Origin of the sequence: Rhodococcus sp. RD6.2 (assembly GCF_001040705.1) — a bacterium.
Taxonomy (GTDB): Bacteria; Actinomycetota; Actinomycetes; order Mycobacteriales; family Mycobacteriaceae; genus Rhodococcus_G.
On the sequence record NZ_CVQP01000009.1, the window covers coordinates 239,493 to 254,775 of the forward strand.

The following is a 15,283-nucleotide window of genomic DNA, read 5'->3' on the forward strand; positions in this document are numbered from 1 at the left end:
CCACCATGGCGAAGCGTCTTGATCTCAAGGACGTCAACATCTACTACGGCAAGTTCCATGCCGTCGCCGACGTCGGCCTGGCAGTGCCTCCGCGCAACGTGACCGCGTTCATCGGCCCGTCCGGCTGTGGCAAGTCCACGGTGCTGCGGTCCATCAACCGCATGCACGAGGTGACGCCCGGTGCCCGCGTCGAGGGCGCGATCCTCCTCGACGGCGAGGACATCTACGGCTCCCAGGTCGATCCCGTCGGTGTGCGCCGCACTATCGGCATGGTGTTCCAGCGCCCGAACCCGTTCCCAACCATGTCCATTCGCGACAACGTCGTCGCGGGACTCAAACTGCAGGGTGGCCGGAACAAGAAGGAACTCGACGAGATCGCCGAGCAGTCCCTGCGTGGCGCGAACCTGTGGAACGAGGTCAAGGACCGCCTCGACAAGCCGGGCGGCGGACTGTCCGGCGGTCAGCAGCAGCGTCTCTGCATCGCCCGGGCGATCGCCGTCTCCCCGGACGTGCTGCTGATGGACGAGCCCTGCTCGGCCCTCGACCCCATCTCCACTCTCGCGATCGAGGACTTGATCACGGAGCTGAAGAAGGACTTCACCATCGTGATCGTCACGCACAACATGCAGCAGGCCGCCCGCGTCAGCGACCAGACCGCCTTCTTCAACCTCGAGGCCACCGGCAAGCCCGGCCGGCTCATCGAGATCGACGACACGGAGAAGATCTTCTCCAACCCGTCCCAGAAGGCGACCGAGGACTACATCTCGGGCCGCTTCGGATAACCGGCACACCGTCTCTCGCTGCACCCCGGTCGCGCTGCGGCCGGGGTGCAGTGCTGTGTGGGCGCGGAGGTGGGCGCCTACTTCGACGGCCCCTGCCTAGGCTGGTCCCATGACAGTGAAGCGCTGGGGCCTGACCGTGCCCCTTCTGGGACCGTCCCTGGCAGATCAGCGTGACCTGATCGCGGAGTTGCCGGACCTCGGCTACACCGACGTGTGGTCGTCGGAGGCGAACGCGACGGATGCGTTCACGCCGCTCGCACTGGCGAGCGTGTGGGCGCCGCAGCTGCGGCTGGGCACCGCGATCGTTCCGGTGTACACGCGGGGTCCGGCGACGCTGGCGATGTCGGCGGCGACGATGGCGCAGGCGGCGCCGGGTCGGTTCGTGCTCGGCATCGGCACGTCGTCGAACGTCATCGTCGAGAAGTGGAACGGCCTCGAATTCGACGAGCCGTACAAGCGGGCCCGCGACACGCTCCGGTTCCTGCACGCCGCGTTGCGGGGCGAGAAGATCACCCAGGAATACGACACGTTCACGATCGACGGATTCGTGCCCGGCGTGGTCGCGGAAACGCCGCCGCCGGTGCTGCTGGCCGCGCTGCGTCCGTCGATGCTGCGGCTCGCGGGCCGGGAAGGTGACGGCGCGATCGTCAACTGGCTGTCCGCGGAGGATGTTCGAGCCGTCGCGCCGCAGGTGCACGCCGGTGGCGACGGCAAGGAGATCGTCGCGCGGATCTTCGTGCTGCCCGATGTCGACGCCGACACTGCCCGCGCCATCGGCCGTCGCATGATCGCGGCCTACATGACCGTGCCCGTATACCGGGCGTTCCATGAATGGCTCGGCCGTACAGAGGAATTCGCCGGCATGTGGAAGGCGTGGACGGAGGGCGACCGCAAGGCGGCTCTCGAGGCGATCCCCGACAAGGTGGTCGATCAGCTGATCGTGCACGGTCCGGCGGACCGGTGTCGCGAGCACATCGAACGGTACGTCGATGCGGGCGTCACCACCCCCGTCATCGCGCTCGTGGCTCCGGGTGATCCGGCGCCGATGATCCGCGCACTCGCGCCTCGCTAGCCGCGAGTGTGCGGTTGTCGCATCGCGCGCGCGTGCGCACCGAGAACCGCACATTCGGCGATCAGCCGCGCGCCAGTCGGATGTCGGCGATCACGCCGTGGTGGTCGGAGCCGTCGACGGCGATGCGGTCGAGGCTCGTCGCCACCGCACCCTTCGTCACGATGCGGTCGATTCCGGTGACGGCCGGATACCGACGGTGGGCGGGCATGGTCGGGACCAGGCCGGCGCCGGTCTGGTCGGCGGCGTCCAGGTAGCCGTCGACGAGCAGATCCCGATACTGACGCTGCGGCCAACTCGCGTTGAAATCGCCTGCGACGACGATGTTGTCGCGGTTCGTGACTGCCGTCATCTCGGCGCCGACGGCGCGGAGTTCGGAGGCCCACATCTCGGCGGGGAAGAGGTATGCCGGGGCCGGGTGTACCGCGAGCAGCGCGACCGGCTCCCGAAGTCCGACGTCGATGTCGGCGGCGAGGTTCGCGGACAGGTATCCGTCGAGGACTCTGGTGTCCGACAGTGGGTATCGGCTGTAGACGCCGCCGCCGAGACCGCCGGGCCCGAGGGGGACGACGAATCGGTGGGGGAGGAGGTCGTCGAGCCCGGCGGTGTGCAGGACGTCGATGGCCTCGTCGGTGAGCTCCTGCACGGTGAGGACGTCGACGCCGCGTTCGCGAACAGCGGTGGTGAGCTTCGTCGGATCTGCCTGCCCCACTTTGATGTTCGCCTGCATGACTAGCAGGGTCGGACCGTCCGGATCGGGGTCGCCCGGCCCCGCGACATAGAGTGGCGCGAGCAGCCAGCCGCCGAGCGCGCACACGACCAGGCATGCGCCCTGCACAAGCCAGCGCCGGGCGATCGTCGCGACCACCGCACCGACGAGGGCCGCGCCGATCCACACCGGCGCCCAGCCCGCGAGCAGGATGACGAAACGATTCTCCACCCGGATCTGCGACGCCAGCACCGCCGCCGCACCGACCGCGCCGCAGGCCGCGGCGAAGACCGCGGCCGACTGCCGGTAGACCTCCAGATACCTCACGCCTCGATCTTCGCCGACACATGAATACGGGCGGTGTCGGACCTCGCTTCGCAGCGCGGCCCGGCACCGCCCGTCAGGTGGATGTGGGTCAGTTGATCTCGCCGGTGTCCTCGGGTTCGGTCGGCATCTTGCCGGTGACGAGGAAGATCACGCGCCTGCCGACCTCGACTGCGTGGTCGGCGAACCGCTCGTAGTAGCGGCCGAGGAGGGTGACGTCGACGGCTGCCGCGACGCCGTGCTCCCATTCACGGTCCATGAGCACGGTGAACAGGTGCTTGTGCAGATCGTCCATCGCCTCGTCCTCCTCGCGGAGCTTCGCGGCGCGTTCGGGATCGCGCGATTCGAGGACTTCCCTGGCGGCGGCGCCGAGTGCGACGGCGAGGCGTCCCATCTCCGCGAAGTAGCCGTTGACCTCTTCGGGGAGGACGTGGTTGGGATGTCGGCGCCGAGCGGCCTTTGCGACGTGTAGTGCGAGGGCGCCCATCCGGTCGATGTCGGCGACGATCTGGATGCCACTGACGACCGACCTCAGGTCACCGGCGACCGGGGCCTGCAGCGCGAGGAGGGCGAAGGCCCGCTCCTCGCAGAGGGCACTGAGGTCGGTGATCTGGTCATGATCGCTGATGACCTCTTCGGCGAGGGTCAGATCGGCTTGGAGCAGCGACTGCGTCGCCTTCTCCATCGCCGTGCCCGCGAGCCCGGCCATCACGCCGAGCATGTCGGCGAGTTCGGTCATCTGTTCGTTGTAAGCCACGCGCATGAAGGGACAGTCTAATTCTCGTCCTGGGACAAGTCACTTACTGGCAGTGAACGTGGAATGAACCGTGGGTGCACGTAGATGGCCCCCGACCTCGGAATACCGCTTTTCGGACGCGACCGGCTCAGGCGCAGGTGTCGTCGCCGGCGTTGGTGTAGGCGAGGTCGGCCGGCAGCTCTTCGATCGTCGTCCCGGAGATGACCGTCGATCGCGGTGCGATCGTCGGATGCAATTGCGTGCCCGGCTCGGCGGGCGGGGTGACGATGCCGTCGAAGTCGGAGCCGAGGACCACGTCGACGATGCCGTCGAGGTCGTCGCTCTCGAGCAATTGTGCGCCCGGGAGGGTTGCCGCGACGGAGGCCGCCTCCGCCTCCTGGCCCGGTCCGAATCGGACCAGCGTCGACGAGCTCGTTCCGCTGTAGTTGCCGACGCTGTAGATGGCGAACCCGTGTGCCTCGAGGGATTCCGCGGCCTGCGCCGCCACGCCGGTCACACCGGACGCGTTGGACACCTGGATGGTCACCATCGACGAGTCGACGGCGATGACTTCGGAGGCAGGGGGAGGAGTCGCAACGGCCGGAGCCTTCGCGGCCTCGGTGGCGACGGGGTCCGGGGTGCGCACCTCGCCGGGGAGCGGCTCGTCGTCGATGATCGCCCGGAAGATCGCATCGATGTCGTCGAGGCGCGGAATCTCGTTGCCCACCTCGTTCGTGCCTGCCGTCGGGACGGTCAGGAACGTCACCGCGCCCGCATCGACCTTCTGCAGGGACCGGCCCAGCGTCACCAGCGACTTGGTGTCGACGTTCTGCACGAACGTCTCCTTGGTGAAGGCGGAGATGAATCCGTTCAGCTTGCCCGGGTCGAACAGCACCTTGTTCGACAGGGCTCCACGCAGCAGCGACGACAGGAACACCTGTTGCCGTTTGATTCGGCCGTAGTCGCCGTTGCCTTCGGCTTCGACCTTGCGGGCCCGCACGTAGTTGAGGGCGGTGACGCCGTCGATGGTCTGCCTGCCCGGGTTCGCGATGACCGTGCCGAGTTCACCGTCGACCAGCGGAGTCGTGGTGCACACCTCCACGCCGCCGATCTCGTTGACCATCGCTTCGAACCCGGAGAAGTCCATTCCGATGAAGTGGCCGATCTTCAGACCGGACATCTTCTGGATGACCTTCACCAGACATTTCGGTCCGCCCAGTGCGTACGCCGAGTTGAGCTTGTCGTTGTAGCCGCCCGGGTAGATCTCGTCGGTGTACTGGGCGGTGTTGTTGTCCCAGGCCTGGCAGGTCGGTACCTCGACGTCGAGGTCGCGGGGGAACGACACCGCGACCACCCGACTGCGGTCGGCGGGAATGTTCACCAGGATGACGGTGTCCGAACGGGCGCCCTCGGCGTCCTCGACGGTGCCCGCGCCGACGGCGGAGTTCGCGCCCGCGCGGGTGTCGGTGCCGACGATCAGGTACGTCTCGTCGCCGTACTGGCCGCCGGGGTCGACGACGTCGGTGCTCTCGAGGTCGAGTGCAGCGACCTGGCTGAAGCCGCTGTCGGTGGAGCGGAGGTATCCCCACACGACACCGGTCATCGTGAGCACCATCACGGCGACGAATGCGGTGGCCGTTCGGCCGGCGAGGCGCAGGCGTCGGCGCTTGCGCGCCTTGCTCTCCACGAGTCGTGTGGTTGCCGCGGTACCCGCTTGGGTCTGCTCGTCCGGGGCGACCGCGGTGGGCGCGGCCTTGTACATCCAGCCGGTCGTCGACCGGGGAGGTTCCTGGACGGGGGTCGTGAGGTCGGTGGCTTCGGGATCGTCCTCACGGCCGACCCGCTGCATCAGTTCGGCGACGGAGAGTCGGTCGCTGGGTTCGCCGCGTCCACTCCTGGGCGGCTGGTCCGGTTCGGGCGAGCTGGGGGCGGGCGGGTCCTCCGGCTCGGGTCGAGGCCGACGGCCGGGGCGACCGACATGCGAGAGGTGTCTTTCCCATGGGGCGCGACCGTCGGGTGCGGAACCCGGATCGTGATCGTCGCCCAACTGGTGTCCCTTGCTCGTCGTCTCGTCGTCTGGTGTGCCGCAGTTCTGGTGCCGTGCTTCGGGCGGTCACGAACGTGTCCTGTTCGTGACCGCCCGGCAACGGTTCACACATGATACTTATCGAACCTGAGGCAGCCATTCGGGCCGAATCAGGGCAGCTCAGCCGCCCGAATGCATCATGTCGGCACCCACGGGGACGAGGCAGTCGTCGGGGTCGTCGAGCCAGCCGTCGGGAAGGGCGACGGTGCCGGGCGACCCCTGCCTGCCGCGCGGGCCTTCCGCGTCCTTCGGGAAGGGCACGTCCGCAGGAAGCTGCACGAGAAGCTCGTCCAGTTCGTCGAGGGTCGACACCATCGCCATTGCGACGCGCATGTCCGACCCCGCGGGGAAGCCGCGCAGGTACCAGGCGACGTGCTTGCGCAGTTCCCGCATCCCCTTGCCTTCGCCGTGGTGGTCGGCGAGCAGTTCGGCGTGCCTGCGGATGATCGCGGCGACCTCGCCGAGCGTCGGAGGGGTCGGCATCTGGGTGCCGTTGAGGGCGGCACTCAGCTCGGCGAAGAGCCACGGCCTGCCCAGGCAGCCACGACCGACGACGACGCCGTCGCAGCCGGTCTCCGCCATCATGCGCACGGCGTCCTCCGCGGCGAAGATGTCGCCGTTGCCGAGCACCGGAACGTCGGTGACGTGTTCCTTGAGTCGGGCGATCTCACTCCAGTCGGCGGTGCCGGAGTAGCGCTGCGCCGCGGTGCGCGCATGCAGTGCGATCGCCGCGGCACCCTCGGCCGCGGCGATGCGGCCCGCGTCCATGTGAGTGTGGTGTTCGTCGTCGATTCCGACGCGCATCTTCACCGTGACGGGAATGTCGGTGCCCTCGGTCGCCTTCACCGCGGCCGCGACGATCCGGCCGAACAGGGTGCGCTTGTACGGCAGTGCCGACCCGCCGCCCTTGCGGGTGACCTTGGGAACCGGGCAGCCGAAATTCATATCGATGTGGTCGGCCATGTTCTCGTCGACGATCATCTTCGCTGCCGCGTACGTCGTGTCGGGATCGACCGTGTACAGCTGCAGCGAACGCGGCGTCTCGGTGGGGCCGAAGGTCGTCATGTGCAGTGTCGCGGGCTGCCGCTCGACGAGCGCGCGAGCGGTGACCATCTCGCAGACGTACAGGCCGGACGTGCTGCCGGAGCGTTCGAGTTCGAGCTCACGGCAGAGCGTGCGGAACGCCACATTCGTGATACCCGCCATCGGGGCGAGCACGACGGGACTGCGCAGCTCCAGCGAGCCGATACGCAGGCGTGGGTCAGTGGTGGACATCGATAAACCTCGAAAGAAATGTGCCCGGCACCGAAGTTCGGCGCCGGGCACAGGATAGCCGTTTTCCAGAAGTGACCGTTCCGCGCGGGCAGCTCTGCAGCGAGCACGGCGGCCGGGGTCGCACCCGGGTTCAGGTCAGGAGGCGCGCTCCTCGCGCTCCCTCTTGGCGGCCTCGCGGGCGAGCGCGCGGTCGCGCTGCTCCTCGAACTTGTTCGCCTGCACGCCGAGGTCGTCGAGGAACACCGACAGCGACTCGCGCGAGGCCTCACCGGCGGCGGTGAAATCGGTGCGCTCGAAGATCTTCCACTTGCGCAGCACCGGCATGACGACCTCTTCGAGGTGCTGACGCAGGTCGTAGATGCCGTGCTTGGCCATGAGAACGCCGTTGCGACGGAAGTTGGGCATACCGGCGCCAGGCATCTGGAAATGCGTGAGAACGTCGGTGACCGCCGCGATCGTCTGGTCGGGGGACACGTCGAGTGCCGCCTCGCAGATATTGCGGTAGAAGATCATGTGCAGGTTCTCGTCGGCCGCGATGCGCGTGAGCATCCGGTCCGCGATGTCGTCGTTGCACGCCTTGCCGGTGTTGCGGTGCGAGACACGCGTCGCCAACTCCTGGAAGGTGACGTATGCGACGGAGTGCAGGAGGCCTTCGGTGTCGCCGGGGGAGGAGTACCCGTTGGTCATGTGGATCATCCGGGCCTCTTCGAGGGCGACGGGGTCCACACCGCGGGTGACGGTGAGGTAGTCGCGCATCACGATGCCGTGCCGGTTCTCCTCGGCCGTCCAGCGGCCCACCCAGGTGCCCCAGGCGCCGTCGCGAGAGAAGTTCTCCGCGATCTCCCGGTGGTAGGAGGGGAGGTTGTCCTCGGTGAGGAGGTTGGTGATCATCGCGGCCTTCGCGACGGGATCAAGCCGGGACTGCTCTTCCGCCCAGTCGTCGCCACCCATCGCCGCGAAGTTGCGGCCCTCGTCCCACGGGACGTAGTCGTGCGGGTGCCAATCCTTGGCCATGGACAGGTGGCGGTTGAGGTTGGCTTCGGCCACCGGCTCCAGTTCCTTGAGCAACTCGAGTTGGGTGAGCTCTCTCGCCATTGCTGTGCCTCCAGGTGTCGCGGGTATTGGCGGGACCAGCCTACGGGACCGTAGGTTGGCCCGGGATGTTTCCGGCGGGTCTCGAACTGGGAATCGGCTGATAACTTTCGGTTCCCTACCGCGACCACCTCGGGATTCGTCGTCGATATCCCGGAGGTCACCTACAGTCGGTCACCGATCGACATCGGCGACGGAGCCGGATCCGTTACGCGGCCCCCGGCGGCTGGATGCCGCCGGAGGCTCTGCGCTACTTGCGGCCGCTGCCCAGCAGGCCTCCGAGGAGGTCGCCGATACCGCCGGAACCGCCGGTCCCGCCGCCGCCCAGGATGCCGCCGAGGAGATCCCCGAGGCCGCCGCCCGCGCCTGCCGATTTTCCGCCGAGCAGGCCGCCGAGGAGATCGCCGATACCGCCACCCGATGCGGAGGTCGCCTGCCCCTGCGCCCCACCGCCGAGTTGCTTGGCGACGAACGTGAGCACCAGCGGTGCCAGCATCGGCAGGAGCTTGCTCATCAGGGAAGTGCCGCCTGCCCCACCGATGCCGCCGAGGGTGCTGACCACCTGGTCCGTGTTGTCGCCGAACACGTGACCGACGATCTTCTCCCCGTCGGTCGCGTCCACCTGGTCGATGTCGACTCCCCCCTCGAGCAGGGAACTGCCCTGGTGCTGTGCGAGAGCACTCTCGAGGGATGCGGCTCCGCCGCTGTCCTGCGCGTTGGCTTCGAGGCCACCCAGGAGTGTCGGGACGGCCGACCTCACTGCCGTTTCCGCGGTGGCTTCGTCGACCCCGAGTCGGGCTGCAATCTGGGAGATGGGAATCTGTGCGAGGAGTTCGTCTACGGCGGACATGGTGCTCGCTTTCTGTTCAGGTCTGCGTCGCTGCAAGCCATTCCGGACAGTATCGGCCCGCTGGGGCGCCGTTCGCGCGTCGACGCGCTCGGCCGTCACCCTGGCGACCGGTCGTGCTGTGCGACGAAGTCGCGGAATCTGAGGGCCGGAGCAGTGAGCGGGCGGCTCAGCGCCCACACCATCCCCACTTCTCGAACGGCGTCCCCGCCGCGGATCGGCACGACGACCACGCCTGCTGCCTCGGGGTCGGCTTCCCGGATGGGCACCAGCGCGACCCCGAGTCCCGCGGAGACCAGGCCCGTCGCGGTGGCGAGCTCGCTCGACTCGAACACGATTCGAGGGGCGAAGCCGGCACGTTCGGCGGCCTCGTCGAGGAGACGCCGCATGCCGTAGTTGGGGTGCATCGCGATGAACGGTTCGCCTGCTGCGTCGCGGAGGTCGATCTCGGGGCGGTCTGCGAGAGGGTGCCCGGTCGGGACGGCGAGGGCGAGTTGCTGGCGGTCGAGCAGCAGCCAGCCGAGCCCCTCCGCGCGTGGCCGCGGCGAGACCGCGGCAAGGTCGCTGTGTCCCGCGAGGATCCGGTCGGCGAGATGGCCGGCGGCGTCCTGGTGCAGGGCGAACCGCACCCGCGGTGCCGTGCGGTGGAAGTCGCGGATCAGTGCCGGTACCAGCCAGGAGCCGAGGGAGTGAAGGAAGTCGAGTCGGACGGTGCCGTCCGTCGCGCTCGTCAGCTCCGCGATGCGGGATTCGGCGGCGTCGAGTTCGTCGAGGGCGCGCCGGGCGTGTTCGTAGAGGAGTGCGCCGTGCGCGTTGAGTGTGAGTCGACGGCCGTACCTGTCGAACAGGTCGACACCGATGCTCTGTTCGAGGGTCGCGAGGCGACGCGAGAGGGTGGGCTGGGCGATGCCCAGGATGTCCGCGGCCGCCGTCACCTGTCCCTCCTCGGCGAGGGTGACGAACCAGCGGAGCCCGATGCTGAGCATATGCATTTTCTACATGAGAAACGCGAGTTTCTCGCATTTTACTGATGAGTGGATGCGGATCAGGATGGGGCCCGGAGGTTCCATGACGCTCGTCAACCACATCGCTGCTCGGCCCGACACGGATCATGCGCGAACGGCTGCGCATCGCGGGCCGGCGTACCGCCGCGGCACACCCGGCTACACCCGTATCACCGTGGCCCTGTTCGCCGCAGGTCTCGCCGCTTTCATCTCGATGTACTCGGCGCAGGCACTGCTTCCTGCGCTGGCCGACGACTTCGGGGTCGGGCCCGCCTCGGCGGCGTTGACGGTGTCCGTCACCACCGGAGTCCTGGCACTGGTGATCGTGCCCGCCAGCGCACTGTCCGAGCGCTTCGGGCGGACTCGGGTGATGGCCGTCTCGGCCGTCACGTCGTGCGCGATCGGTCTGCTCTTGCCGCTCAGCCCGACGTTCGAGGTCCTGATCGCCGGGCGGGCGCTGCAGGGCGCCACGCTCGCGGGAATCCCCGCCGTCGCGATGGCATATCTCGCGGAGGAGGTGCACGGCGGCGACCTCGGCGCCGCGATGGGGCGGTACGTCGCGGGCACCACCATCGGAGGACTGCTCGGCCGGATGATCCCCACCACCCTGCTCGACCTCACCACCTGGCGGTGGGCGATGCAGGCGGCGGCGATCGCGGCGCTGCTGTTCGCGGTCGTGATGATGCGAGTGATGCCCGCGTCTCGGCGTTTCCGGCCGCAGCCGGTCGGCCTTCGGGTTGTGGCGTCGAACCTCGCCGAACACCTCCGTGACCCGCGACTGCGAATCCTGTTCGTACTCGGCTTCATCCTCATGGGTGGGTTCGTCTCCGCCTACAACTTCCTCGGCTTCCGCCTGCTCGGCGAGCCGTTCGCCCTGCCGTCGTCCGTCGTCGGGTTGGTCTTCCTCATCTATCTCGCGGGGACGGTGACGTCGTCTGCCGCGGGACGCCTCGCGGACCGGCTCGGCAGGCGCTGGGTGCTGCTCGCGGGGTTGGGGTGCAGTGCAGCGGGAATGGCGTGCACGCTCGTGGACTCGCTCGCGTGGGTGCTGGCCGGGATGGTGCTGTTCACCGCGGGATTCTTCGCGGCGCACTCGGTTGCGAGCGGATGGGTCGGGCTCCTCGCGACCCGCCGCCGCGCGGAGGCGTCCGCGCTGTACCTCTGCGCCTACTACCTGGGGTCGAGCCTCGCGGGGGCAGGCGCGGGCATCGCGTACGGGGCGGGCGGCTGGCCCGGAACGGTCGCCTGTATCGGGGCGCTGCTAGCGATCGGCGTGCTGCTCGCGTCGAGGCTGGCGGTGCTCACTCGTCGGTAGCGGGCGATCCTGCTCGTGCGCCGGTCAGCGGCGGTGCTGGGGGGCGACCTGGTCGTCGTCCCGGTTCATCATCAGCCCGAGGACGCCGGCGGCGGCGACGATCACGCCCGATGCCACGGCAACTACGGCCGCGGTGGTGGTTCCCGACGGGAACGCCATGACCAGCGGGGTCAGCAGGAGTGCCGCTCCCAGGACGACCAGCCCCCAGTGGCTGGTTCGAGACTCCGTCGTCATGGCCCAGAGTCCGGCCGAGTAGGCAACCATGCCGAGGATGAGAATGGTGGCGGTGATCTGTTCGTCGCCCTGAACGGGCACCCATAGGCTGAGCAGGACCAGGGCCACGCCCGTCGCCACGACCAGGAAGTCCCGACGGACCTCGCGCACATGTGACGGATCTCGGGCATCCGCGTAGTTGGCGGAATTCGCGTCGGCGGCGTTCACGGTCATGACGGCCTCCTGGGATAGATCCTCAGGAGTCCATTCTGATCCCGTGGTGAACGTGGTGTCGACCTGCTTTACCGGATCGTGCACCACTCGCGACACAGTCGGCGCGACGGGCGCTGCCTGCAGTCGTCAGGCGGGTGTGGATCGCAGCAGGGTGAGGGTGCGCTGGATTCCTGCCCGTACCTGGTCGGTCGTCGGGGCGGCGAGGTTGGCGGCGAGATACCCGCGACAGAGGTCCTCGACGGTGTCGAAACCGCCCGGCAGTCCGACGGGGCTGTTGACAATCCTGCGGACCAGCCGGCCGAGGCCTGCGGCCTGGGCGTTCGTGAGCGGAGAAGTCGTCGTGTTCTCGAGGGTGCGGAAGGTGGTGTGACCGAGGTCGGCATCGGTGGAACGGATGGCCGCGGACTCGACGATACGTTCGCCTGGGCATGCACAGGACCGTCGTGCCGAGCGTAGGGTCGACTGCTTAGTGACGTGGGGAATGGTCATCTCCACTCACCGCCTTTCGGGCCTCGTTGAACAAGCTCGTGCGTTGCGCGTAAACCGAGGTCGACCACGAAAGTTGTTGATTTGTAGTCGAGTTGGCCGTTTTACTTCGTTGCTGCCTCATTAGTGGTATCAGACCACTCGCCCAACCGATATCCCTGGAGTGGGATTTGAGGAAAGCGTTACCCAGTCGAGTCCGACGGATCGGCCGTCCGATGCGCAAAAGGAAGGCGCTGAATCTCTCGAAAACCGCTGCATATCAGGTTGTTTCGGAATCGCGTGAAACGCGATCCTGGCTGACTGCGGGAGGGTTGGAGGTGATGATCACCACATCGTTCGGCAAACGGAGGGCAAACAAAAGCCCCATCGGGTGAACCCGATGGGGCGGTGGTGCCCCCTCTCGGGCTCGAACCGAGGACCTGCGGATTAAAAGTCCGTAGCTCTACCAACTGAGCTAAAGGGGCAGTGGTGCAGGAGTCTAATGTGCCCGGGGCGGCTGCGACCACGGGACCCCCACCCGCCGCGCCGCGCCGCGCACGGTCGCAGTTGCCTGCGATTGTGGGTTCGCCGGGTCAGGATTGGTGGGCGGCGATCTGGAGGTGCGATGGACACGGTGGGCGCGGCGGGTGTGCACGTGTCGTGCGCGATCCGCAATCGGCTCTACGTCGACGGGAAGCTGGTGGGCAGCGACCTGCCGCTGGAGGAGCTCGCGTCGCATCGCTCGCAGGAGAACGCGCTCATCTGGGTGGACCTGCTCGCGCCGTCGGTCGCCGACATCGTCGCGTTGTCGCCGTTGATCGGGGGAGAGGTGACATTGCATCCGCTCGCAATCGAGGGTGTGCTCTCCGGACGTCAGCGTCCGCGTCTGGTCCGGTTTCGCGATCACAGTCTGCTGCACGCACGCGCGGTGCGCTACGACGCCGCGATGGACCGTCTCGACGGCACCGATCTGTCGGTCTTCGTCCTCGTCCGCGCGCTGATCACCGTTCGCGGTGACGACCGGTTTGCGCTCGAGCCTGTCCTGGAGGAGTGGGACGACAACGCGGATCTGCTGTCGCACGGTGTCGGCTTCCTGTTGCACACGGTGCTGGACGAGTTGGTCGACGGATTCTTCGAGGTGATCGACACTCTCGACGATCGGATCCAGTCGCTCGAGGACGATCTGCTTCTCGGTGCTGGTCCGAAGAACGCGGTGCAGCTTCGCAGTTTCGTGTTGAGGAAGGCGGTCGCGCATCTCGGTCGGGCGGTGTTGCCGATGAACGAGGCGTTCAGTGCCCTGCTGCGTCAGGGTTCGCACGTCGTTTCGGGCGACCTGGTGCCGTACTACCAGGACGTCTACGACCACACCCTGCGGGCGACCGAGCGGATCGACGGCATGCGGGACACCATCGAGTCGATTCTCGCGACACACCTTGCCATGCAAGGTAATTCTCTCAACGAGACCATGAAGAAGTTGACGGCGTGGGCTGCCATCATCGCGATTCCGACGGGCGTGACCGGGTATTTCGGGCAGAACGTCCCGTTTCCCGGATTCGGGATCCCCGCGGGGTTCTGGTTCAGTCTGGTGCTGCTCCTCGGGCTCGGATTCGGCCTGTACTGGAGCTTCAAGAGGCGCGACTGGCTCTGAGGTTCGTGAAGAGTGAACTCGGGTGCGCACCCCCTGCGGCGCACCCGAGTTCCGGAAAGCGTACCACTTGGTGTGTTCTGCCCGTGGGTGACGCAACCTTACTCCCGGGTAAGAACTCTAACATTCCGAACCTCGGCGAGCATGCGCACAATTTCGGGTCCTGCGGGGTTAGTGTTGATCGAGGTCTTCTGTGGCCTGTCGGGGCGGACGGACACGACTTGCAGGTTTCGGAGGCGAGACAAGCTCATATGGCACGTCAACAGGAACGCGCACGGCGAACCCGCGCGGCGATTGTCGAGGCAGCCGCTGTTGAGTTCGCGCGCCGCGGTTACGCCGCGGCGTCGGTCAACACGATCCTCGAAGGTTCGCACGCGACCAAAGGCGCGATGTACTTCCATTTCGAATCGAAGGAAGACCTCGCTCGGGCAGTCTTGGCGGAAGCGCTCGGTAAGTACACCGAGGCGATCGACCGCTGGAAGCGGGTCGACGCCGACCCCTTTCAGGTGCTGCACGCGATCATCGTCGAACTCTCCGAGCGTTTCGCTACGGAGGTCATCGTCCAGGCCGAATTTCGACTGATCATCGAACCCGAGTTCTACTCGGACGTTCGCGCAGGCGGAACGCAGGTCTGGGGGCACACCGCCCACGAACTCGTCTTGCGCGCACAGCGCGAGGGTCACCTCCGTCCGGGCGCCGACCCGGCAGTCTTCAGCCGCGTCCTCGGTGCGTGTCTGGCCGGCCAGCGGTACATGCTCGACTTGAGCACGGACAGCACGGGACTGACCGACCGGTTCGAGGAGGCCTTCGAGGTTCTGCTCGAGGCCATGGCATCCGAGGAATGGCTTGCTCGGTGGCATCGGGACGGCTGGCAGGACCTCGCGCCGCTCGCTGCCGCAGCTGCCGAGGCCGCAGCGGCCGGCGAAAACGTCGCAAACGACGCAGAAACGGGCGGTGACCAGCCGATTTGAGTTCTGGGAAAGATGTGTCCTAAGCTATGCGAGCTCCCAACGGAACAGCCGTTGCGGGTACTTGCCGGAGAGATTCGGTAGGCCCCCTTCGTCTAGCGGCCTAGGACGCCGCCCTTTCAAGGCGGTAGCGCGGGTTCGAATCCCGTAGGGGGTACGGATTTGGGAAGTAGCGGGTTCGCCTGCTAGGTTTCAAACCGAGCGAGACGCGAAAGCGTCTGGCACAAAGAATGTCGCCTGACAACGACATTTAGCAAGGCCCTGTGGCGCAGTTGGTTAGCGCGCCGCCCTGTCACGGCGGAGGTCGCGGGTTCGAGTCCCGTCAGGGTCGCTCTTGTGTGTGAGAGTGACGTGTCACACCGAGCGAAGGCATCCGGTCCGGGTGCCGCCCGGCCAGGTAGCTCAGTTGGTACGAGCGTCCGCCTGAAAAGCGGAAGGTCGCCGGTTCGATCCCGGCCCTGGCCACCACAATGCTGTCGAAACCCCTTCTCCGTCGAGAAGGGGTTTTCGCTTTTCTCG

Annotated in this window: 14 protein-coding genes and 4 tRNA genes; 8 read left to right on the plus strand and 10 right to left on the minus strand. The window is 67.3% G+C overall.

All coding sequences use genetic code 11. The features are described 5' to 3' along the window. Positions 1-5 precede the first annotated feature (5 nt). Together pstB and RHCRD62_RS19955 are read left to right on the plus strand one after the other, a co-directional pair. Positions 6-782: a phosphate ABC transporter ATP-binding protein PstB gene (gene pstB, locus RHCRD62_RS19950; RefSeq protein ID WP_050066486.1), complete on the plus strand. Its 777-nt coding sequence runs from the start codon at positions 6-8 to the stop codon at positions 780-782. A 109-nt stretch (positions 783-891) separates the two neighbouring features. Further along, on the plus strand, positions 892-1,854 hold the full coding sequence (locus RHCRD62_RS19955; protein WP_050066487.1) for an LLM class F420-dependent oxidoreductase: 963 nt from the start codon (positions 892-894) through the stop codon (positions 1,852-1,854). 61 nt (positions 1,855-1,915) lie between these two features. On the opposite strand, the gene RHCRD62_RS19960 is transcribed toward RHCRD62_RS19955, so the two are convergent. The 7 genes from RHCRD62_RS19960 to RHCRD62_RS19990 form a co-directional block, all read right to left on the minus strand. Beyond that, positions 1,916-2,887 (minus strand): endonuclease/exonuclease/phosphatase family protein, encoded by a 972-nt coding sequence (locus tag RHCRD62_RS19960; protein ID WP_253277398.1) that lies wholly within the window; start codon positions 2,885-2,887, stop codon positions 1,916-1,918. Positions 2,888-2,975: 88 nt separating this feature from the next. After that, positions 2,976-3,647, minus strand: coding sequence for a phosphate signaling complex protein PhoU (phoU, locus tag RHCRD62_RS19965; RefSeq protein ID WP_050066488.1), 672 nt, complete (start codon positions 3,645-3,647; stop codon positions 2,976-2,978). A gap of 121 nt (positions 3,648-3,768) precedes the next feature. Next, complete coding sequence (locus tag RHCRD62_RS19970; protein WP_050066489.1) at positions 3,769-5,667, minus strand: LCP family protein; 1,899 nt, start codon at positions 5,665-5,667, stop codon at positions 3,769-3,771. A 159-nt stretch (positions 5,668-5,826) separates the two neighbouring features. Next, positions 5,827-6,981: a tRNA dihydrouridine synthase DusB gene (gene dusB, locus RHCRD62_RS19975; protein ID WP_050066490.1), complete on the minus strand. Its 1,155-nt coding sequence runs from the start codon at positions 6,979-6,981 to the stop codon at positions 5,827-5,829. A gap of 135 nt (positions 6,982-7,116) precedes the next feature. Continuing rightward, positions 7,117-8,076: an acyl-ACP desaturase gene (locus RHCRD62_RS19980; protein WP_050066491.1), complete on the minus strand. Its 960-nt coding sequence runs from the start codon at positions 8,074-8,076 to the stop codon at positions 7,117-7,119. Positions 8,077-8,323: 247 nt separating this feature from the next. Further along, complete coding sequence (locus RHCRD62_RS19985; RefSeq protein ID WP_050066492.1) at positions 8,324-8,923, minus strand: DUF937 domain-containing protein; 600 nt, start codon at positions 8,921-8,923, stop codon at positions 8,324-8,326. Positions 8,924-9,018: 95 nt separating this feature from the next. Next, a complete protein-coding gene (locus RHCRD62_RS19990) occupies positions 9,019-9,906 on the minus strand; it encodes a LysR family transcriptional regulator (protein ID WP_157051000.1) in 888 nt (295 codons plus the stop codon). A gap of 82 nt (positions 9,907-9,988) precedes the next feature. Between RHCRD62_RS19990 and RHCRD62_RS19995 the strand changes: the two genes are divergently transcribed. Next, positions 9,989-11,239: an MFS transporter gene (locus tag RHCRD62_RS19995; protein ID WP_084734389.1), complete on the plus strand. Its 1,251-nt coding sequence runs from the start codon at positions 9,989-9,991 to the stop codon at positions 11,237-11,239. A gap of 24 nt (positions 11,240-11,263) precedes the next feature. On the opposite strand, the gene RHCRD62_RS20000 is transcribed toward RHCRD62_RS19995, so the two are convergent. The 3 genes from RHCRD62_RS20000 to RHCRD62_RS20010 form a co-directional block, all read right to left on the minus strand. Beyond that, positions 11,264-11,686 carry an SPW repeat domain-containing protein gene (locus tag RHCRD62_RS20000; RefSeq protein ID WP_050066494.1) on the minus strand — a complete coding sequence of 141 codons (423 nt, stop codon included), beginning with the start codon at positions 11,684-11,686 and terminating at the stop codon, positions 11,264-11,266. A 126-nt stretch (positions 11,687-11,812) separates the two neighbouring features. Beyond that, positions 11,813-12,175, minus strand: a complete 363-nt coding sequence (locus tag RHCRD62_RS20005; protein ID WP_157051001.1) for a hypothetical protein — start codon at positions 12,173-12,175, stop codon at positions 11,813-11,815. Positions 12,176-12,560: 385 nt separating this feature from the next. After that, positions 12,561-12,636, minus strand: a tRNA-Lys gene (locus RHCRD62_RS20010). 140 nt (positions 12,637-12,776) lie between these two features. Between RHCRD62_RS20010 and RHCRD62_RS20015 the strand changes: the two genes are divergently transcribed. The 5 genes from RHCRD62_RS20015 (at position 12,777) to RHCRD62_RS20035 (ending at position 15,232) form a co-directional block, all read left to right on the plus strand. Further along, positions 12,777-13,799: a magnesium transporter CorA family protein gene (locus RHCRD62_RS20015; protein ID WP_050066496.1), complete on the plus strand. Its 1,023-nt coding sequence runs from the start codon at positions 12,777-12,779 to the stop codon at positions 13,797-13,799. Positions 13,800-14,047: 248 nt separating this feature from the next. Further along, entirely contained in the window at positions 14,048-14,767 is a 720-nt protein-coding gene (locus RHCRD62_RS20020; RefSeq protein ID WP_050066497.1) for a ScbR family autoregulator-binding transcription factor, read from the plus strand. Positions 14,768-14,848: 81 nt separating this feature from the next. Then, positions 14,849-14,921, plus strand: a tRNA-Glu gene (locus RHCRD62_RS20025). Positions 14,922-15,021: 100 nt separating this feature from the next. Then, positions 15,022-15,095, plus strand: a tRNA-Asp gene (locus RHCRD62_RS20030). A gap of 60 nt (positions 15,096-15,155) precedes the next feature. Further along, positions 15,156-15,232 (plus strand) — tRNA-Phe (locus RHCRD62_RS20035). Positions 15,233-15,283: the final 51 nt, after the last annotated feature.